Consider the following 19,788-nt stretch of genomic DNA (forward strand, 5'->3'; position numbering starts at 1 on the left):
CGGCTCCCGAGCGTACGTCCGACCGCTCGCGGGCCGGGGCAGACGTCGCGGACAGCCGGAGCATGACCGCCTCGGAGAACGACGCAGAAGGCGCCGCGCGCTCGCCGCGGCCGTGGGCGGGGATAGCGGCCAGGCTGCCGCAGCGGGCGGTCGTTCATGTGCTGCCTCCGATTCGATCAGCGCCAGCATGCAAGGCGCGAACCGCCCGGTCGGGGCGCCGAGAGGCCCTTGTCATGGGGCCATTGGTCCCTGATCCGGCCGGCCGTGCCGGGCGGCGGCAGGGTGTGGACGGGCACCTCGGCGGCAGGGCGCGGTGGGATCCGGGGCAGGGTGGATGCCGTTCACTCTTCCGAGGCTCACCGCCGGACACGTTCCTGCTGGGGTGGTTGAGCGGGCGGACGCCGTGGAAGGCGACCAACGTCCGCGCCGGACGGGCCCGAAGGTCCCTAGGAAGGCCCATGAACGGTGACGACCATGAGGTACGCGGACGGCAATTCAGCCGCTCCCTGCCATGTGTGCGAAGTGGAAAGACACCTGACCATGAACTCGCCTTCCGTACGGCCACAGGCCGCTGTGCCGCCCGCCGCTTCGAACGGTCGCCGCGCCGCGATGCTGGCGCTCGTCACGATCGGCTTTGCCGTCAACTTCTGGGCCTGGGCGCTGCTGAGCCCGCTCGGCCCGCGCTTCAAGGACTCGCTGCACCTCAGCGCGTTCCAGCAGGCCCTGGTGGTGGCGGTGCCGGTGGTCGTCGGTTCGCTGGGCCGCATCCCGGTGGGCGCGCTGACCGACCGGTTCGGCGGGCGGGTGATGTTCCCGCTGGTGTCGGCCGCCACCATCGTCCCGGTGCTCTACCTGGGGTGGAGCGGCCATGCCTCGCTGGCCGGGCTGCTGGTCGGCGGGCTCTTCCTCGGCATCGGCGGCACCGCGTTCGCGGTTGGTGTGCCGTTCGTCAACGCCTGGTTCCCGCCCGAGCGGCGCGGGCTGGCGATCGGCGTGTTCGGGGCTGGCATGGGCGGCACCGCGATCAGCGCGCTGACCACCGTCAAGCTGGTCAAGGCCGACGGAATGGCCACCCCGTTCACGGTGACCGCCGTCGTGCTCGCGCTGTACGCGCTGCTGGCCGCCCTGCTGCTGCGCGACGCCCCGGGTCGCGCCGCACCGACGGGCTCCATGGCCGCCCGGCTGGCGGACACGCTGCGGCTGAAGGTCACCTGGCAGGCGTCCGCGCTGTACGCGGTGGCCTTCGGCGGGTACGTGGCCTTCTCGGTCTACCTGCCGACCTACCTGAAGACCGGCTACGGGCTGGCGCAGGCCGACGCGGCGAACCGGATGGCCGGGTTCGTGCTGGTCGCGGTCGTGATGCGGCCGGTCGGCGGCTGGCTGTCGGACCGGATCGGAGCGGTGCGTGTGCTCGACTCGGCCCTGGCGCTGGTGGTGCTCGGCGCCGTCGTGCAGGCTTTCACCCCTGCCCTGGCGCCGCTGGGCACGATCGCCTTCCTGCTGATGGCGGCCGCGCTCGGTGCCGGCAGCGGGGCCACCTTCGCCCTGGTCGCGCTGCTGGCCCCAGCGGACAAGGTCGGCGCGGTGACCGGCGTCGTCGGAGCCGCCGGCGGCCTGGGCGGCTTCGTGCCCCCGCTGGTCATGGGCGCCATCTACGGCGCCACCAGCTCCTACGGGTTCGGCCTGGTACTGCTCGCACTGGTCTCCGCCGCGGCGCTGGCCTTCACCACCACCAGGGTCCGCAAGGCCGTCAACCGCCGCTCGGCCCAGCGCCCCGCCACCGTCTGAGCGCCACGGACCAGGGAGGACCACACCATGTGCGAATACTGCGGCTGCCAGACCCTGCCGGCCATCGCCACCCTGACCGCGGAGCACGACGCGGTCGTCAACCTCATCGGCGACGTGCGCGCCGCCCACTCCACGGGCGACGTTCCCCGGATGGCCGCGACGGCGCGACGGATCGCCGCCGTGCTGGCCCCGCACACCGAGGTCGAGGAAGGCGGCCTGTTCCCCGCCCTGGCCCAGGAGTTCCCCGACCAGATCGCGGCGCTGGAGGCCGAACACCGCCGGATCGAGGCCGTCCTCCACCAGGCCGCGGCGGGCACACCAACCGATCCGTCCTGGCCGGAGCAACTGCTGGAGGCATTGGCGATGCTGCGCGACCACATCCTCAAGGAGCAGGACGGAGTCTTCCCCGCCGCCTTGATCAGCCTGGACGCCGAGCAGTGGGAGGCCGTCGACGCCGTGCGCGCCGGCGTCGGTACGGCCCTGAGCCCCACGGGTCGTCCTCGGTGACGCGCTTGCCGTACTTGCCGGTCTTCCAGACGTTACGGAGGAACTGCAGGATCGACAGGCCCAGCAGGAACGAGCCGATGGTGGAGGCGGTGTTCAGCGTGGTGAAGCCGTCCGAGGCCAGGTAGTCGGCGTAGCGGCGGGGCATGCCCTCGACGCCGAGCCAGTGCTGCACGAGGAAGGTGGCGTTGAAGCCGATCGTCAGCGTCCAGAAGGTGATCTTGCCGAGCCGTTCGTCGAGCATTTCTCCGGTGAACTTGGGCTACCAGAAGTGAAATCCGGCCATCGTCGCGTAGATCACCGCGCCGAACAGTGTGTGATGGAAGTGGGCAACGACGAAGTACGAGTCGGAGACGCGGCAATCGAGCGGGGGTGCGGCGAGGATGACGCCGGTGAGGCCGCCGAAGAGGAAGGTGACCAGGAAGCCCGCGGTCCAGAGCATCGGGGCCTCGAAGTTGAGCGAGCCCTTCCACATGGTGCCGACCCAGTTGAAGAAACTTCACCCCGGTCGGAACGGCGATCAGGAAGGTCATGGACGAGAAGAAGGGCAGCAGCACTTGGCCGGTGACGTACATGTGGTGCGCCCACACCGTCACCGAGAGGCCTGCGATGCCGATGGTCGCGGCGATCAGGCCGGAGTAGCCGAACATCGGCTTGCGGGCGAAGACCGGCTTGTTCTCCGAGACGATCCCGAAGAATGGCAGCGCCAGGATGTAGACCTCGGTGTGCCGGAAGAACCAGAACAGGTGCTGCCACAGCATCGCGCCGCCGCTGGACGGCTCGAAGGGGGGTTCGAACTTGCGGTCCGCCTCGCAGCCACGACCACCGCGCCGACTGGCTGCGCACCGGCCAGGCCCTCCAGCACGTCCTCCTCCTGCTGGCCCTCCACGGCCTGCGTGCTTGCATGCTGCACCAGGCCCTGGAATGGCCCGATCTGCGCGCCCGGGTCGCCGACACCTCCCCCTATCGCTGCGCTCCACAGATGCTCATTCGCATCGGTTGCGGCCCGGCCGGCTACCCCACACCACGTCACCACGCCACCACCCTCCTCGAGCAGTACGACCGGCATGCAACCACCACACGGTGACCCACACCCGGTACACCGCCACGAGGGAAGTAGGGCATCCGGCCCTACCGCTCCCCTCGGCAGCGACGGCAGACTGCTCTTTGGACAGATTCGCTGCCAGAGCAGCGGGCACGGCACAACGGAGGCGGCATGACGGAGAACGTGGCAGGTCAGGCGAGCAGCCCGGTCAAGGTGTTCCTCCTCGACGACCACGAGGTGGTCCGCCGCGGCGTGCACGACCTCCTGGTCGCCGAGCCGGACCTGAGCGTGATCGGCGAGGCCGGCACCGTCGAGCAGGCGCTGGCCCGCGTCCCCGCGCTGCGCCCCGACGTCGCGATCCTGGACATGCGCCTGCCCGACGGCGACGGGGTGACGGTCTGCCGGGAGCTGCGCTCGCGCATGCCGGAGCTGGCCTGCCTGATCCTCACCTCGTTCGACGACGAGGAGGCCCTGCTGGACTCGATCATGGCAGGGGCCGCCGGTTACGTCCTGAAGCAGATCAGCGGCACCGATCTGGTGTCCGCCGTCCGTACCATCGCCTCGGGCCAGTCCATGCTGGACCCGGGCGCCACCACCCGGCTGATGGCCAGGCTGCGGGGCGACTCTGCCTCGCAAGCCCCCGACTTCCCCCAACTCACCGACCGGGAGCGGGAGATTCTGGCTCTGATCGGCGAGGGGCTGACCAACCGGCAGATCGGCGAGCGGCTCTACCTCGCTGAGAAGACCGTCAAGAACCACATCTCCCGCCTGCTGGCCAAGCTCGGCGTCGAGCGCCGTGTCCAGGCCGCCGTCATCGCCACGCAGACCCTCGCCGCCCACGACCGCACCACCGGCCGCCCGACCTCGTGACACCCCCACTTGCACCGGGCTGCCAGCAGGGAGGCCGAGCGGGCTACGCGCTCACGGCTGCGGCACGCGCACAGGCGCGGTCAGCGTGTTGGCGCTGGTGCGGCCTGCCAGGTAGTCCCGCACGTTGTCCACGGTGGCGGCGATGATCTGGTCCTGGGCATCCCGGGTGAAGTACGCCTGGTGGGAGGTGACCAGGACGTTGCGAAAGGTCATCAGCCGGGCCAGGGTGTCGTCGGTCATGACTTCCAGGGACTTGTCGAGGTGGAAGAGGCTGGCCTTCTCCTCGTACACGTCCAGGCCGACCCCGTGGAGCCTGCCCGCGCGAAGGGTCGCGACCAGCGCGTCGGTGTCGATCAGCCCGCCGCGGCCGGAGTTGACGAGGATCGCGTCGTTTTTCATCCCGGCGAACGCCGCACCGTCCACGATGTGACGGGTCTCGGGGGTGAGCGGCAGGTGCAGGCTGATCAGGTCGGATTCGGCGAAGAGCCGGTCCGGCTCGACATTGGTCATGCCGAGTTGTTCGCAGGCGGGGGTTCGGGGCCACGTCGCAGCCGAGCAACGTCATGCCGAACCCGTGAGCGATGGTCGTGAAGACGCTGCCGATCTTGCCGGTGCCGACGACGCCGGCGGTGCGACCGTGGAAGTCGCGCCCGAGCAAGCCGTCGGGGCGGAAGTCGAACTCGCGGGCGCGGATGGCGGCCCGGACGATCCGGCGGTTGACGGCGAGCACCAGTGCTCAGGCGAACTCGGCGACGGCGTACGGGGAGTAGGAGGACACCCGGGCCACCGTCACCCCGAGGTCGGCGGCCACCCGCAGGTCGACGTTGTTGTAGCCGGTCGAGCGCTGGGCGATCAGCCGGGTGCCGCCGTCGGCGAGGATCCGCAGGACCTGCGCGTTGAGCGTGTCGTTGACGCTGCTCAGCACGGCCTCGTGCCCGGCCGCGGCGGGAGCGGTGTGCCGGTCGAGGCCGGGTCGAGGCACCGCAGCGAGTGTGCGCCCGAGAAGGCCGACTGGAGCGCCGACTCCAGGGCGGCCCGTTCGTCGGTAAGCACTCCATAAGCGATGGTGTCCACAGGCTTCCTCCCAGCTCGCAGGGTGCCCGGCGGAACGGGGGCGGGCGCTCCGTCAGAGGCTGCGGATCCGCCGGCCGCTCACCTGAGCCGGGACGACGCGGATCCACAGGTCGCGGACGCCCCCGGCCCAGGTCTCGGCGCCGGGCCGCTGCGTGAGCTGCTGGATGGTGGTGGAGTTCGTGACGTGCTCGGCGGTGCCGACGAGCAGGACGCTCCAGCCGTCACGCCGGTGCTCGTCGATGTGGTCGGCCTGGAAGGAGACCTCACTGCCGGCTTCCGGCGCTGCCACGCCCGCTGGGTTCGTCCGGTAGACGACCGTCTGACCGTCGACGAGGTAGTTGACGGGGAACACCCCTGGCCCGGGGTGGACGGGCAGTGCGATCCGACCGATCCCGTGCGTGCCCAGTCGCTCCCAGCACTCCTGGGGCGTGAGCTTCACGAGTACGGGGTGTGCGGATGCTCCCGGCTGCTGCCCTGGTGGTGCATCGCTCCGGCCCTCCACCAGCTGGTGGTAGCTCATTCCGAGGGCGGCCGCGATGTTCACGAAGCCGCTGGGGGAGAAACCGACCCCGAGGTGGAGCAGTTCGTGGAAGTAGCGGGGCGACATGCCGGCTCGGTCGGCCAGCTCTTCCTCGGTGAGACCGAGCTGCCCCCGTCGTACTTCGATCCGGTGAAGAAGGTCTCGGCTGACCGACCTCGTGTGGTGCTGGTTCATGCGTCCTCCTGGAGAACGGCGGAGTCCGTGGTCTGCGCCGGGCCGCCGGTTCGGTTGCCGACCGACAGCGCGTCGGTGCTCCCGCTCAGGTCAAGGACGTCCTCCACCGCTCGCCGCGGCGTCGGAGCCCCGGGCGCGCCGTAGCCCAGGCGCATCACCATCTGGACGTGCCCCGGCCCCTCGGCCGGGTCGCGAAGGCGCCACCTGGTGTCGGCCCACTCCACCGCCTGGTGGAGCACCGAAGCGCGGACCCCGTACAGCGTCGCCAGCAACCAAACCCGCTCCATCGCCTGGCCGGCCCGCAGCCAGTCCATCGGGTGGTCCCCGTGTGTACTGATGACGGCGACCTGCGGCAGTGCCTCGAACCGCTCGGTGTGGGCGGCGGGCCTGGGCGGATGTCCGGTGAAACTGCGCACGGGCACCCTGGCGTCGTGGTCGAGCGGCCCCAACGCCGCTGCCGGGATGCCGTCGGAGGCCGGCTCCTCCAACCGGAGCCAGCCGCGCGTCTCGGCCTGCCGGGCGATGTCCGCGCTGATGCGCTGCTCGGCCTCGGTGGTGAGGGCCAGCACCCGCCGCACTTCAGCCTCTTCCAGCACGCTCAGCGTGGCGCCCTCCGCCGTCGCGGCCTCGATCAGCTCCCCGAGTACGGCTTCGGGCACGTCACGGTTCGCGAACGGCCGACGACTGGAGTGACGGTGCTCGATCGCCGGGTACAGGTCCGGCTCATCGGCCGAGCTTGGCTCCGACAGGTCGAGGACAGCGAGGAGATCCGGGGTCGTCGGCTCCGGGCACAGCGCGACGGTGGCGGCCCGCCCGAGGTGCCGGGCCGCGGTCCTCAGGTTGAACACCGCCGCGCCCACGGAGATGTGCAGGGCTCGACCATCCGGATCGGCCAACGGTACGGCGCGGGCGCGGTCAGCGAAGACCATCAGGCTCCGGTGGTCCGGGGCGGGGCGGAAGCGCCAGGGCTGGCTGTTGTGCAGCGACGGCGCCGCGCCCCCGGCGACCGCGAGCAGCCGCAGTTCCGCGAGGGTCAAGGACGGCACGGTCATCGTGGTCTCCCAAGGAACGTTGTCTTGCCTGATTGGGTCCCTGCCTTCATCGTGCGCCCCGGGGGCGCCCCTTCTCGCGTCGGCAGTCCGTACTCCCACCATGCCCCGCCCGGACTCGGCGGTCATAGGGCCGAAAGGGACCTCCGGACGGCCGATCGACATCGAGGAGTATGCGCGTGTCAGCGGTGAGCGAGCGGGCCGAGGTGGCTGAAGCGGCTGGCCCGGCGCTGGACGCGGTGCTCGTGGCCGCGATGACGGACGGGGCTGGTAGGCCGCGTCGGCCGGCCGAAGAAGAGGCGCTTGACGATCTCGATCAGGGCCAGGTACAGCGCGGTCATCACCGCCAGGGCCAGGAAGAACCCCGCGGGCAGGGCCTGGAAGCCGAGGGCGGGAGCCAGTGGCGACATGGGCAGCACGACGCCGAGCGCGACCACGCCCAGGGCGGCGGCCAGCAGCGGCCAGCTTGGCCGGCTGCGCAGGAAGGGTATGCGCCGGGTGCGGATGGCGAAGATCACCAGGGTCTGGGTGGCCAGCGACTCGACGAACCAGCCCGAGCGAAACAGGGCGGGCCCGGCGTGGAAGATCCCGAGCATCACCCAGAAGGTGAGGAAGTCGAACACCGAGCTCACCGGTCCGAAGACCAGCATGAACCGACGGATGAGCGAGATGTCCCAGTGCGACGGCGCCGCCAGCTGCTCGGTGTCCACCCGATCGGTCGGGATGGTCAGCTGGCTGGAGTCGTACAGCAGGTTGTTCAGCAGGATCTGCGAGGGCAGCATCGGCAGAAAGGACAGGACCAGGGACGCCCCCGCGGCGCTGAACATGTTGCCGAAGTTGCTGGACGTGCCCATGAGCACGTACTTGATCGTGTTGGCGAAGATCCGGCGGCCGCCGGCGACGCCTTCGGCCAGCACGCCGAGGTCCTTCTCCAACAGCACGACGTCGGCGGCGTCCTTGGCCACGTCGGTGGCGGTGTCCACAGAGAGCCCGATGTCGGCGCCGTGCAGCGCGAGCGCGTCGTTGACGCCGTCGCCCAGGAAGCCGACGGCTCGTCCACGCCGCCGCAGCGCTCGCACGATCCGCGCCTTGTCCTCCGGTGAGACCCGCGCGAACACCGTGGACTCCTGTGCCGCCACGGCGAGTTGTTCGTCCCCAAGGGAGGCGATGTCCTGACCGGTCAGCGTGCGACCGACCTTCAGACCGAGGTCGCGGCAGACCTTCTCGGCGACCAAGGGGTTGTCACCGGTGCAGATCTTCACGGCGATCCCGAGCTCGGCCAGGCGGCGCAGGGAGTCGGCGGCGCTGCGTTTCGGAGGGTCGAGGAAGACCAGGAAGCCGGCCAGGTGCAGACCGGACTCGTCGGCCGCGGTGATCGCGGTGGCGGGTCCGGCGGGCCGGGTGGCGACGGCCACCACCCGGCTGCCCGCGGCGAAGAGATCGGTCAGTACGGCGGCCGCTTGCTGGGGGACCTCGGTGCACCGTGCCAGCACGGCTTCGGGTGCGCCCTTGGTCACCAGGATCCTGTTGCCGTCGGGGCGTTGGACGAGGGAGGAGGTGAGCCGGCGCTCGTGGTCGAAGGGCAGTACGGCCAGGCGGCGGTGGTCGTCGGCGACGGCTGCCGTGGCGCCGGGTGCCTGCCAGAGGGCGCTGTCCAGCGGGTTGCCTCCGAGGTGGGCGCCGTCAAGGTCGCCTTCGGTGCCCAGCAGACCGAGCTGGAACACCTCCGCGCTGTCATTGCCGTGCGGGTCGAGGGCGCTCTGGAAGGCGATCCGGCCCTCGGTGAGGGTCCCGGTCTTGTCGGTGACCAGGACGTCCATGTCTCCCAGGTCCTCGATGCACACCAGGCGCTTGACCAGGACCTTGCGGCGGGCCAGCTGCCGGGAACCGGCGGCCAGGCTGGTGCTGACCACGGCGGGCAGCAGCTGCGGGGTGATGCCCACGGCGATGGCCAGCGAGAACAGCAGGGCCTCCAGCAGCGGCCGGTGCAGCAGCATGTTGGTGACGAAGATGCTCGTGGTGAGCACCGCCGCGACCTGGAGCAGCAGCATCGAGAACCGGCGCAGCCCCACCTGGAAGTCGGTTTCCGGCTGCCGCTCCCCCAGGCCCAGGGCGATCCGGCCGAACTCGGCGCGCCCACCGGTGGCGACCACGACCCCGGTGCCGCTGCCCGCGTGGACCACCGTGCCCATCAGCGCGCAGCCGGTCAGCTCGGCCAGGGCCGTGCCGGCGCTGACCGGCGCGGTGTCCTTGTCTGCCGGTTCGGACTCGCCGGTGAGCACGCTCTCGTCGCACTGCAGGGCGGTGGCCTCGAGGAGGCGCAGGTCGGCGGGCACGATCTGGCCGAGGGCCAGGCGCACCACGTCGCCGGGAACCAGGTCGGTGACGTCGACCTCCGCCTCCCGGCCGTCCCGCACGGCGATGACCGTGTGGCGCACGCGCGAGTGCAGCGCCTCGGCCGCGCGCTCCGCGCGGAGCTCGTTGGCGAACCCGAGAGCGACGCTGAGCAGCAGGATCACGCCGATGATCACGGCATCGGTGCGCTCGCCGAAGAAGAACGACACCGCGGCGGTCACCAGCAGCAGGAGCAGCAACGCGCTGCGCAGTTGGCGGGCCAGCACGGTCAGGACCCGGACGTGGTGGGACCGGACGGCGTTGGGACCGGTGGCCGCGAGTCGTTCGCGCGCCTCGCCCGAGGACAGGCCGGTGCGGCGGGTGCGCAGTTCGGCCATTACGTCCTCGACGGGCAGGACGCCGGCCGCCTGTGCGGGCATGCCGCACGGCGCGTCGGCCCGCCCTCGGTCGGCGGGTTCCGGCAGTCGGCGGGTGAGCGCGGTCTGACTCAACGTGCCCGTCCTGCCCTCTCGTCGCGGCCGTGACGAACGACGACGACCGGACAGGGGGCATGCTGCACGCAGTGCTGGCCGACCGACCCGAGCAGCGCGCCGGTGAAGCCGCCGTGCCCCCGGCTTCCCACGACCAGCAGGTCGGCTTCCTGCGCAGCCTCCAGGAGAACCTGTGCCGCGTTACCGCACTGCACGCGTTCCCGGATCTCCACCGGGCGGTCGGCGCCGACCACCTCGGCCACGGTGTCGGCCAGCGCATGGCCGGCCGCCTGGGCCAACCCACCGGGCTCCACCGGAACACTCCAGCCGTAGGTCGCCGGGTACTCCCACGCGGTCACGGCCTCCACCACGCCTCGTGTGACGCGGGCCTGCTCGACGGCCCAGCGCAGCGCCTGCCGGGACGACGGGGAACCGTCGACCCCCACCACGATCCGCCGCTCCTGCGGCACCTCGGATCCCATGTCCGTCTCCTTCGCTCGTCACTGTCGCTCCACACGATGACCGGACCGGCACCCGGCAGCCCAGGGCCGGCCGGCTCCGCAAGCAGGGACCTTCGGCCTGACACGGTTCCGATCAACGTCCCGGGTGGGCTGCCGCCGCCACCGTGCAGCCCGCTACTGTGAACCTGGACCGGTCAGGTACATCAAGGAGGACGCTGGTGGGCGAAGACGGAACCCCATCGCCGCTGCCACAGCTGCGCCTGGATGAGCTGCTGGACGAGTTGCAGGCCCGCATCGACGCCGCGCGCGGCACCCGCGACCGGGTGCACAGCCTGCTGGAGGCGGTGCTCTCCGTCGGCCGTGAGCTCGACCTGACCCAGGTGCTGCGGCGCATCGTCGAGGCGGCCGCCCTGCTGGTGGACGCCCGCTACGCAGCGCTCGGCGTGATCGGGCCCGACGGGCAGAGCCTGTCGCAGTTCCTCACCGTGGGGCTGTCCGAGGAGGAGATCGCCGCAATCGGCCCGTACCCCACGGGCAAGGGCATCCTCGGGGAGCTCATCCGCCACCCGGAGCCGCTGCGGCTGGCCGAGTTGTCCGCGCACAGCTCCTCGTACGGCTTTCCGGCGAACCACCCGCCGATGCGGAGCTTCGTCGGGGTGCCGCTGCGGGTGCGCGAGCAGGTGTTCGGCAACCTCTACCTGACCGACAAGCGCGGCGGTGCCCAGTTCGACACGGACGACGAGACCGTGCTCGCGACCCTGGCAGTGGCGGCCGGTGTGGCGATCGACAATGCGCGGCTGTACGAGGAGTCCCGGCGCCAGCAGCGCTGGCTGCACGCCAGCGCTGAGATCACCCGCAGCCTGTTGTCCGGCAGCCCGCGCGGTGAGGTGCTGGAGCTGATCGCCGAGCGTGCCAGGGAGATCACCGGGGCGGAGCTCGCCGACGTCTCAGTGCCGCTGCCGGGGACGGACCGGTTGACGGTCGAACTCGCCGTCGGCGGGGACACCTGCGTGCGGCGGGGGCTGACCGTCCCGGCCGAGGGCACCCTGTCCGGCGCGGCGTACTCGACTGCCACGCCCGCCACCAGTGCCGATCTTGATGCGGATCCGCGCTTCACCGCCGGGCCGCGCCGTTTCGCCGGTCTGGGCCCGGCCGTCGCGGTCCCGCTCGGCGTGGCGTCCGGCGAGGTCCAAGGGGTACTGCTGTTGGCACGCCCCACCGGAGATCCCACCTTCACCGCGGAGGAGATTGGCCCGCTGCTCGGCTTCGCCGACCAGGCGGCGCTAGCCCTGGAGCTGGCCGCCCGCCGCAGCGACGCCGAGCAGCTGGCGCTGCTGGAGGATCGCGACCGCATCGCGCGTGATCTGCACGACCTGGCGATCCAGCGGCTGTTCGCGACGGGGATGACCCTGCAGAGCGCGGCCCGTTTCATCGATCATCCGGGTGCGGCGGACCGGGTGGTGCGCGCGGTGGGTGACCTGGACGAGACCATCAAGATCATCAGGTCGACGATCTTCGGTCTGCGTGCCCGCGAACAGGACGCCGCCCACAGCCTCCGCGCCCAGGTCGCCCTGGCCGTCGGCGAAGCACAGGAAGCCCTCGGCTTCGCACCGCAGCTCAGCATGGAGGGGCTGCTCGACACCGACGTGCCCGCCGAGTTGGCCGAGCAGGTGATGGCCGTGCTGCGGGAGTCGCTGAGCAACGCCGCCAGGCATGCCCGCGCCGACCGGGTAGAAATCGTCCTGAGGGCCACCGGAACGGACGTGGTCCTCACCGTCACCGACAACGGCGTCGGCCTCCCCCCCGACGGACGCCGCAGCGGACTGCGCAACCTGGCCGAACGGGCAGAGAAGATGGGCGGCACGTTCGAGGCCCTTTCGCCGGACGGCCACGGAACCCGGCTGATGTGGCAGGCGCCGCTGACCGGGGCGTAGCCCGCCGGCCGGCGGTCACCACCGTCGGGTCATCGCTACTCGGCCGCCGCCATCGCCGCCAACCGTCGGCCCGTCACCAGTTCGCAGCGCAGGTGCACGGTTCCGGCTCCCGGTGTCGCGGTGGCGTGCCCGAGGACGGTGACGCTCCAGCCACTGCCGTCCGCCTCGCTGAGCTCACTCGCCTCGAAGGCCACCACCGCACCGTCGACCGCCCGTGCGAGGCCGGCCGTGACCGGCACCCGCAGCAGCAGCGACCCGTCGCTGTCGAGGCGGAAGCGGACCGGCAGCACAGCGGGGAGCGCGCCGACCGTGTACACCAGCCGCCCCACCTGCCGTCCTGCCAGCAGAGCCAGCCACTGCTGCTCGCTGACCGCTTCGCGTTCGAGTTCCATACCCTCGATGCTCACCTCTGCAGGGATGACCGGACGAGGGCCGGACGTCCCCTTGCCCCCGTCCAGCAGGCCCTCGCTCCATCGCCACCGACGACGCCGCCACCGGATGGACGACGGGGGTCGAGGCCACCCTGCCCGCCGAACGACCGCCGAGCCAGGACTGAACGGCCCTGCAGCGCCCACATGGGCGGACGGGCAGCGCAGCACCGGCCGGACCACCCAAGCTGGCCTCTGCGGCGCGGTTCGACCGATCCCGTTCCACCACGGGGCATCGAGGGACCAACGGCCCTGTGACCAGGGATGTTGGGCCCAGGCACGACGGTGGTGCGGCGCTTAGCGTTCGGTGTCATGGAAAACGAGGAGAACGCGGACGCCGGAGCCAGAGGGGGGCACGGCTGGCCGCTGGCCGCCCGGCGGCTGCTGACGCGCAGTGAGGTCTCGGCTGACGGCCGGGCCGTGTTCGGCACCGGCGACGCCAGGTGGGAGGGCTTTTACCGGGACCGCTGGTCGCACGACAAGGTGGTGCGTTCCACCCACGGGGTCAACTGCACCGGGTCCTGCTCCTGGATGGTGTACGTCAAGGAGGGGATCATCACCTGGGAGCACCAGGCGACGGACTACCCCTCGATCGGCACTGACTGCCCCGAGTACGAGCCGCGCGGCTGCCCGCGCGGTGCGTCGTTCTCCTGGTACACCTACTCGCCCAGCCGGGTCCGCTACCCGTACGTGCGCGGCGCGCTGCTGAAGCTGTGGCGTGAGGCCCGGGCGCGGCTGGGCGACCCGGTGGCGGCCTGGGCCGAGATTACCGGCGACCCGGCCAAGGCCCGCGCCTACAAGCGGGCCCGCGGCAAGGGCGGCCTGGTGCGCGCCGACTGGGCCGAGGTCACCGAGCTGATCACCGCCGCCCACGTCCACACCATCAGGGCCTTCGGCCCGGACCGGGTGGCCGGTTTCTCCCCGATCCCGGCGATGTCGATGGCGTCGTTCGCGGCGGGCTCGCGCTTCATGTCGTTGATCGGCGGCACGCTGCTGTCCTTCTACGACTGGTACGCGGATCTGCCGGTCGCCTCGCCGCAGGTCTTCGGTGACCAGACCGACGTGCCGGAGGCCGCGGACTGGTGGAACGCGGGCTACCTGATCATGTGGGGTTCCAACATCCCCGTCACCCGGACCCCCGACGCGCACTTCCTGACCGAGACCCGCTACAACGGCACCAAGGTCGTCGCGGTCAGCCCCGACTACGCCGACAACGTCAAGCACGCCGACGAGTGGCTCGCCCCGCACCCCGGCACGGACGGCGCGCTTGCGATGGCGATGGGCCACGTGATCCTTCGCGAGTTCCTCGTCGACCGCGAGGTGCCGTACTTCACCGACTACCTGCGGCACTTCACCGACGCGCCGTTCCTGGTGACCCTGCGCGAGCACAAGCAGCACGGCCTCGTCCCGGACGGGTTCCTGACCGCAGCCGACCTCGGACACGACACGGAGCACGCCGAGTCCAAGACCGTGCTGATCGACGCCACCACCGGCGAGCCCGTCGTACCGAACGGCTCGCTCGGCTTCCGCTGGGGGAAGGCGGAGAAGGGCCGCTGGAACCTGGATCTCGGCGACACCGTACCCGAGCTGAGCCTGCTCGGACGTGCACAGCAGGCGGTGGCGGTGGCACTGCCCCGCTTCGACGAGGGCGCCACCGAGGGCGGGTCCGTCATGGTGCGCGGAGTGCCGGTACGCCGGGTCGGTGGCCGGCTCGTGACGACCGTCTTCGACCTGATGCTGGCGCAGTATGGCGTGCACCGCGACGGGCTGCCCGGCACGTGGCCGGCGTCCTACGACGACGCGTCCGAGCCGTACACCCCCGCCTGGCAGGAGACGATCACGTCCGTGCCCGCGGAGCAGGCGGCCCGGATCGCCCGGGAATTCGCCCGCAACGCCGAGCGGACACGGGGCCGTTCGATGATCGCGATGGGTGCGGGCACCAACCACTGGTTCCACTCCGACACGATCTACCGGGCATTCCTCGCGCTGACCACGATGACCGGCTGCCAGGGTGTCAACGGCGGCGGCTGGGCCCACTACGTCGGCCAGGAGAAGGTCCGCCCGCTGACCGGCTTCCAGCATCTGGCGTTCGCCTTCGACTGGCAGCGGCCCACCCGGCACATGGCCGGCACCTCCTACTGGTACGTCAACACCGACCAGTGGCGCTACGAGGCCTTCGGCCCCGACGAGTTGGCCTCGCCGCTGGGTGAGGGCCGCTTCAAGGGCAAGGCGTTCGCGGACTCCCTCGCCCAGGCGGTGCGGCTCGGCTGGACGCCCGGCCACCCCGGCTTCGACCGCAACCCGCTCGACCTCGCCGACGAAGCGGCCGCGCGGGGACTCCCGGTAGCCGAACACATCGTCGAGGAGCTCAAGACGAACCGGTTGAAGTTCGCCGTCGAGGACCCCGACAACCCGGCCAACTTCCCCCGCGTCCTGACGGTGTGGCGGGCCAACCTGCTCGGCTCCTCGGGCAAGGGCAACGAGTACTTCCTGCGTCACCTGCTCGGCACCGACGCCGCCGTCCGTTCCCAGGAGACACCACCCGAGCACCGGCCGGAGGAGGTCGTCTGGCACGAGGAGGCCCCCGAGGGCAAGCTCGACCTGCTGGTCACCATGGACTTCCGGATGACCTCGACCGGGCTGCTGTCCGACGTGGTCCTGCCGGCGGCGACCTGGTACGAGAAGGACGACCTGTCCAGCACGGACATGCACCCCTTCGTACACGCCTTCACCCCGGCCATCGCCCCGCCCTGGCAGGCCCGCACCGACTACAACACGTTCCTGACCATCGCCGACAAGTTCAGCGAACTCGCCGCCGAGCACCTGGGAAAGCGCACCGACGTCCTGGCCGTACCGCTCCAGCACGACACTGCCGACGAGCTCGCCCAACCCGGCGGAGTCGTACGGGACTGGAAGGCCGGCGAGTGCGAGCCGATACCCGGGCGGACCATGCCGAGGCTCGTCACCATCGAGAGGGACTACGCGGCGGTCGCGCAGAAGATGCGAGCGATCGGCCCCCTGCTCGACACCCTCGGCACGACCACCAAGGGCGTCACCGTCCACCCGGACCGCGAGCTCGACGAACTGCGCCACCGCTGCGGCACGGTCCGCGAGGGCATGGCCGCCGGCCGCCCCTCCCTGGCCACTGCCTCCGATATGTGCGAGGCGATCCTCGCCCTGTCCGGCACCACCAACGGCCGCCTGGCCACCGAGGGCTTCCGCGAACTCGAACGGCAGACCGGCAGCGAGGGACTGGTGGAACTCGCCTCGGAACGGGAGGCGGAACGGATCACGTTCTCCGACACCCGCACCCAACCCCGGTCGGTCATCACCTCGTACGAGTGGTCGGGTTCGGAGACCGGGGGCCGGCGCTACTCGCCGTTCGTCATCAACACTGAGCACAAGAAGCCCTGGCACACCCTCACCGGCCGCCAGCACTTCTTCGTCCAGCACGACTGGATGGCCGAACTCGGCGAACAACTACCGGTGTACAGGCCGCCATTGAACGCCATCCGGCACTACGGCGACGAACACCTGCACGAGGGCGACCGGGCTGAGGTCACCGTCCGCTACCTGACCCCGCACTCGAAGTGGTCCATTCACTCGAACTACCAGGACAACAAGCACATGCTCGACCTATCCCGCGGCGGTCCGGTGATCTGGATGTCCACCGCCGATGCCGAGAAGATCGGCGTCAAGGACAACGAGTGGATCGAGGCGTACAACCGCAACGGCGTCGTCGCCGCCCGCGCCGTGGTCACGCACCGCATGCCCGAGGGCACCGTGTACATGTACCACGCCCAGGACCGCAACGTGAACGTGCCGAAGACCGAGGTCAGCGGCAAGCGAGGCGGCATCCACAACTCGCTGACCCGCCTGCTGCTCAAGCCGACCCATCTCGCGGGCGGCTACGCGCAGTTCACCTACGCCTTCAACTACTACGGCCCGACCGGCAACCAGCGCGACGAGGTCACGGTCATCCGCCGTCGTTCGCAGGATGTGGAGTACTGACATGCGCGTGATGGCACAGATCGCGATGGTCATGAACCTCGACAAGTGCATCGGCTGCCACACCTGCTCGGTCACCTGCAAGCAAACGTGGACCAACCGCACCGGCGTCGAGTACGCCTGGTTCAACAACGTCGAGACCAAACCCGGCGTCGGCTACCCGCGCCGCTACGAGGACCAGGATCAGTGGAAGGGCGGCTGGATGCTCGACAAGCGCGGGCGCCTCGTACTGCGCTCCGGAGGCCGGGTCAAGCGGCTGTTGTCCCTGTTCTCCAACCCTGACCTGCCGGGCATCGAGGACTACTACGAGCCGGTCACCTACGACTACGACAACCTGGTCAGCGCCCCCGCCGGACCGGACATGCCCGTCGCCCGGCCCCGCTCGGTCCTCACCGGACGGCCCACCGCAATCACCTGGGGCGCCAACTGGGAGGACGGACTCGGCGGTGCACCCGAACACGCCTCTGGCGACCCCAACCTGAGCGGTGAGTGGGCGCGGAAGGTGAAGTTCGAGTTCGAGCAGACCTTCCTGTTCCACCTGCCGCGCCTGTGCGAGCACTGCCTCAACCCCGCGTGCGTCTCGGCCTGCCCGTCCGGTGCGATGTACAAGCGAGTGGAGGACGGCATCGTCCTGGTCGACCAGGACCGCTGCCGCGGCTGGCGGATGTGCGTCACCGCCTGCCCGTACAAGAAGGTGTACGTCAACCACGCCAGCGGCAAGGCCGAGAAGTGCACCTTCTGCTTCCCGCGCATCGAGGCCGGCCAACCCACCGTCTGCTCCGAGACCTGCGTCGGCCGGCTGCGCTACCTCGGGCTGCTGCTCTACGACGCCGACCGCGTCGGCGAGGCCGCGGCCACCCCCGACGAGACGAACCTGCTGGACGCGCAGCGCGGCGTCTTCCTCGACCCCTCCGACCCCGAGGTGATCGCGGCGGCACGCAAATCCGGGATCCCGGAGGACTGGCTGGAGGCGGCCCGCCGCTCCCCCGTGTACGACCTCGTCATGCGCTACATGGTGGCGCTGCCTCTGCATCCGGAATACCGAACCATGCCGATGGTCTGGTACGTGCCGCCACTGTCGCCCGTCCTGGACGCCGTCAGCGCGGCGGGCGGGAACCAGGACGACCCCGACCACGTCTTCGCCGCCGTCACGCAGCTGCGCATCCCGCTGGAGTACCTCGCGGAGCTCTTCACCGCCGGGGACACCGACGTAGTGGCCGGCGTACTGATGAAGCTCACCGCCCTGCGCTCCTACATGCGTCAGCGCACCCTCGGCGAGGCCGGCGACGAGACCGCGCTCAAGGCCGTCGGGCTCACCGCCCGCGAGGCGCAGGACCTGCACCGGCTGCTGGCCGTCGCCAAGTACGCCGACCGCTACGTCGTCCCCGCCGCCCACAAGGAGGACGCCGCCGGGCTGAGCGCCATGTCGGACCGCTGCCCGGTCGAAACCAGCGGTGACCCGTCGTCCGGCGGTTCGAACCGCCGCGTGATGCTCGGCATCCCCACCCTGCGCCGCAGCGCCGGAGGTACTCGGTGAAGCCGCTGCGCACCCTCGTCCAGCCCGCGGTCCGCCGCCCCAGCCGCCCCGCACACCTCACGGCCGAACAGACCGCCGAACGCGCGTTGCTGCTGCGCCTGCTGTCCCTGATGCTGCAGTACCCCGACGCCGGACTGACCGCGGCCCGTCCCTCGCTCACCACCGCCGTCCGGGAACTGTCTCCCTCACCCGCGGCCGAGCAACTGGCGGAATTCACCGCCTGGTTCAGCGATGCGGACCCGGAGGAACTGGAACGCCACTACGTCGAGGTCTTCGACCTGCGCCGCAAGTCCAGCCTCTACCTCACCTACTACCTGCACGGCGACACCCGCCGCCGCGGCATGGCCCTGCTCACCCTCGCCCAGAGCTACCGCGCCGCCGGCTGGACCGTCGACGGCGGCGAACTGCCCGACCACCTGCCCGTCGTCCTGGAGTTCGCGGCCCTGGCCGGCCCCGGCGCGGGCGAGGCACCGCTGCGCCGCCACCGGCGCGGACTGGAGCTCATCCACCACTCGCTCACGGACTTCCACTCCCCCTACGTGAACCTGCTCGGCGCGCTGCTCACCCTCCTTCCGCCACCGACCGCCGCCGACCTCGAAGCAGTGGCCCGGCTGGCCGCGGAAGGACCGCCCACCGAGGACGTGGGACTGGACCCGTACAGCGGCGAACTGTTCGCACCGCCCCAGACGTTCGTCCCACCACTGCCGGCGCCCCCGAGCATAGTGCCGCCCCGACCGGTCACCGCGCCGGCCGCCACCCACGACCCGGAGCCCGCCCGATGAGCGCCCCCATCCACCCGCTCGCCGCCGCCACCGGCGGAACCGACCTGCTGCTCTGGGTCGCCTACCCCTACGTCTGCCTCGCCGTCTTCGTGGTCGGACACGTCTGGCGCTACCGACAGGACCAGTTCGGCTGGACCTCGCACACCAGCCAACTCCTGGAGAAGAGCTGGCTGCGCTGGGGCAGCCCGCTCTTCCACCTGGGCGCCTTCGCCGTGATCGGCGGCCACGTCGTGGGCTTGGCTGTGCCCGCCTCCTGGACCGAGGCGGCCGGCATCAGCGAGGACTCCTACCACGCCACCGCCGTCGCCCTCGGCTCCGTCGCCGGCACGGCCATGGTCACCGGACTGGGCATGCTGTGCGCCAGACGCCTGCTCACCCGCCGGATCCGCCTCACCACCAGCCGCAGCGACCGGCTGCTGTTCCCTCTGCTGTCCGCCACCGTGCTGCTCGGCATCAGCGCCACCACGGTGCACAACGTCCTCGGCGGCGGCTACGACTACCGCTCCACCGTCTCGGTCTGGTTCCGCGGCCTGTTCGCCCTGCACCCCAGGCCCGAGGCCATCGCCGGAGCACCGCTGCTGTTCCAACTGCACGCCCTCACCGCCTGCCTGCTGTTCGCCGCCTGGCCCTTCACCCGGCTGGTCCACGTGTGGAGCGTCCCGATCGGCTACCTGGTCCGCCCCTACCTCGTCTACCGCCGACGTGCCCAACCGACGAGGCGTCCCAGCCGGAGCACAGCGGCGCGCCGCCAAGCCTGAGCCTGAGGCA

General features: G+C 70.9%; 14 protein-coding genes and 2 pseudogenes. 9 read left to right on the top strand and 7 right to left on the bottom strand.

Annotated elements, in window-relative coordinates; translation table 11 throughout:
- Nucleotides 1-540 precede the first annotated feature (540 nt).
- The gene (locus ACIRVF_RS31825) at nucleotides 541-1,788 is read left to right on the top strand and encodes an MFS transporter (protein WP_402825495.1); all 1,248 of its coding nucleotides are present in this window, start codon (nucleotides 541-543) and stop codon (nucleotides 1,786-1,788) included.
- A gap of 27 nt (nucleotides 1,789-1,815) precedes the next feature.
- On the top strand, nucleotides 1,816-2,295 hold the full coding sequence (locus ACIRVF_RS31830; protein WP_402825497.1) for a hemerythrin domain-containing protein: 480 nt from the start codon (nucleotides 1,816-1,818) through the stop codon (nucleotides 2,293-2,295).
- Here ACIRVF_RS31830 and ACIRVF_RS31835 read toward each other — a convergent pair.
- A pseudogene (locus tag ACIRVF_RS31835) lies at nucleotides 2,267-3,104 on the bottom strand (cbb3-type cytochrome c oxidase subunit I); the annotation flags it as partial. The gene ACIRVF_RS31830 and the pseudogene ACIRVF_RS31835 overlap by 29 nt on opposite strands.
- Nucleotides 3,105-3,196: 92 nt before the next feature.
- Here ACIRVF_RS31835 and ACIRVF_RS31840 point away from each other — a divergent pair.
- Nucleotides 3,197-3,379, top strand: coding sequence for a hypothetical protein (locus tag ACIRVF_RS31840; protein ID WP_402825648.1), 183 nt, complete (start codon nucleotides 3,197-3,199; stop codon nucleotides 3,377-3,379).
- Nucleotides 3,380-3,508: 129 nt separating this feature from the next.
- Nucleotides 3,509-4,207, top strand: a complete 699-nt coding sequence (locus ACIRVF_RS31845) for a response regulator (RefSeq protein WP_402825500.1) — start codon at nucleotides 3,509-3,511, stop codon at nucleotides 4,205-4,207.
- Nucleotides 4,208-4,258: 51 nt separating this feature from the next.
- Here ACIRVF_RS31845 and ACIRVF_RS31850 read toward each other — a convergent pair.
- The 5 genes and pseudogenes from ACIRVF_RS31850 to ACIRVF_RS31870 all read right to left on the bottom strand — a co-directional run bounded on the left by ACIRVF_RS31850 (nucleotide 4,259) and on the right by ACIRVF_RS31870 (nucleotide 10,352).
- Nucleotides 4,259-5,281, bottom strand: a pseudogene (locus ACIRVF_RS31850) (2-hydroxyacid dehydrogenase).
- A 52-nt stretch (nucleotides 5,282-5,333) separates the two neighbouring features.
- A complete protein-coding gene (locus ACIRVF_RS31855; protein ID WP_402825502.1) occupies nucleotides 5,334-5,996 on the bottom strand; it encodes a helix-turn-helix domain-containing protein in 663 nt (220 codons plus the stop codon).
- Nucleotides 5,993-7,048: an Acg family FMN-binding oxidoreductase gene (locus tag ACIRVF_RS31860; protein WP_402825505.1), complete on the bottom strand. Its 1,056-nt coding sequence runs from the start codon at nucleotides 7,046-7,048 to the stop codon at nucleotides 5,993-5,995. The genes ACIRVF_RS31855 and ACIRVF_RS31860 overlap by 4 nt, the downstream gene beginning before the upstream one ends.
- A gap of 179 nt (nucleotides 7,049-7,227) precedes the next feature.
- Nucleotides 7,228-9,891 (bottom strand): magnesium-translocating P-type ATPase, encoded by a 2,664-nt coding sequence (gene mgtA / locus ACIRVF_RS31865; RefSeq protein WP_402825508.1) that lies wholly within the window; start codon nucleotides 9,889-9,891, stop codon nucleotides 7,228-7,230.
- Nucleotides 9,888-10,352 (bottom strand): universal stress protein, encoded by a 465-nt coding sequence (locus ACIRVF_RS31870; RefSeq protein ID WP_402825511.1) that lies wholly within the window; start codon nucleotides 10,350-10,352, stop codon nucleotides 9,888-9,890. The genes mgtA and ACIRVF_RS31870 overlap by 4 nt, the downstream gene beginning before the upstream one ends.
- 197 nt (nucleotides 10,353-10,549) lie before the next feature.
- Between ACIRVF_RS31870 and ACIRVF_RS31875 the strand changes: the two genes are divergently transcribed.
- A complete protein-coding gene (locus ACIRVF_RS31875) occupies nucleotides 10,550-12,265 on the top strand; it encodes a GAF domain-containing protein (RefSeq protein ID WP_402825513.1) in 1,716 nt (571 codons plus the stop codon).
- A 35-nt stretch (nucleotides 12,266-12,300) separates the two neighbouring features.
- Here ACIRVF_RS31875 and ACIRVF_RS31880 read toward each other — a convergent pair whose 3' ends face one another.
- Nucleotides 12,301-12,657, bottom strand: a complete 357-nt coding sequence (locus tag ACIRVF_RS31880) for a pyridoxamine 5'-phosphate oxidase family protein (protein ID WP_402825516.1) — start codon at nucleotides 12,655-12,657, stop codon at nucleotides 12,301-12,303.
- Between the two features lie 348 nt (nucleotides 12,658-13,005).
- Here ACIRVF_RS31880 and ACIRVF_RS31885 point away from each other — a divergent pair, with 348 nt between their 5' ends.
- Genes ACIRVF_RS31885 through narI form a run of 4 tightly spaced genes read left to right on the top strand, consistent with a single transcriptional unit; the run spans nucleotide 13,006 to nucleotide 19,778 of the window.
- Nucleotides 13,006-16,704 carry a nitrate reductase subunit alpha gene (locus ACIRVF_RS31885; RefSeq protein WP_402825519.1) on the top strand — a complete coding sequence of 1,233 codons (3,699 nt, stop codon included), beginning with the start codon at nucleotides 13,006-13,008 and terminating at the stop codon, nucleotides 16,702-16,704.
- A 1-nt stretch (nucleotide 16,705) separates the two neighbouring features.
- The gene (narH, locus tag ACIRVF_RS31890) at nucleotides 16,706-18,238 is read left to right on the top strand and encodes a nitrate reductase subunit beta (RefSeq protein ID WP_402825521.1); all 1,533 of its coding nucleotides are present in this window, start codon (nucleotides 16,706-16,708) and stop codon (nucleotides 18,236-18,238) included.
- Entirely contained in the window at nucleotides 18,235-19,020 is a 786-nt protein-coding gene (narJ, locus tag ACIRVF_RS31895) for a nitrate reductase molybdenum cofactor assembly chaperone (RefSeq protein ID WP_402825524.1), read from the top strand. Before narH ends, narJ begins: the two co-directional genes overlap by 4 nt.
- A complete protein-coding gene (gene narI / locus ACIRVF_RS31900; protein ID WP_402825527.1) occupies nucleotides 19,017-19,778 on the top strand; it encodes a respiratory nitrate reductase subunit gamma in 762 nt (253 codons plus the stop codon). The genes narJ and narI overlap by 4 nt, the downstream gene beginning before the upstream one ends.
- Nucleotides 19,779-19,788 lie beyond the last annotated feature (10 nt).

Source organism: Kitasatospora sp. NPDC101157 (assembly GCF_044768255.1).
Classification (GTDB): domain Bacteria; phylum Actinomycetota; class Actinomycetes; order Streptomycetales; family Streptomycetaceae; genus Kitasatospora.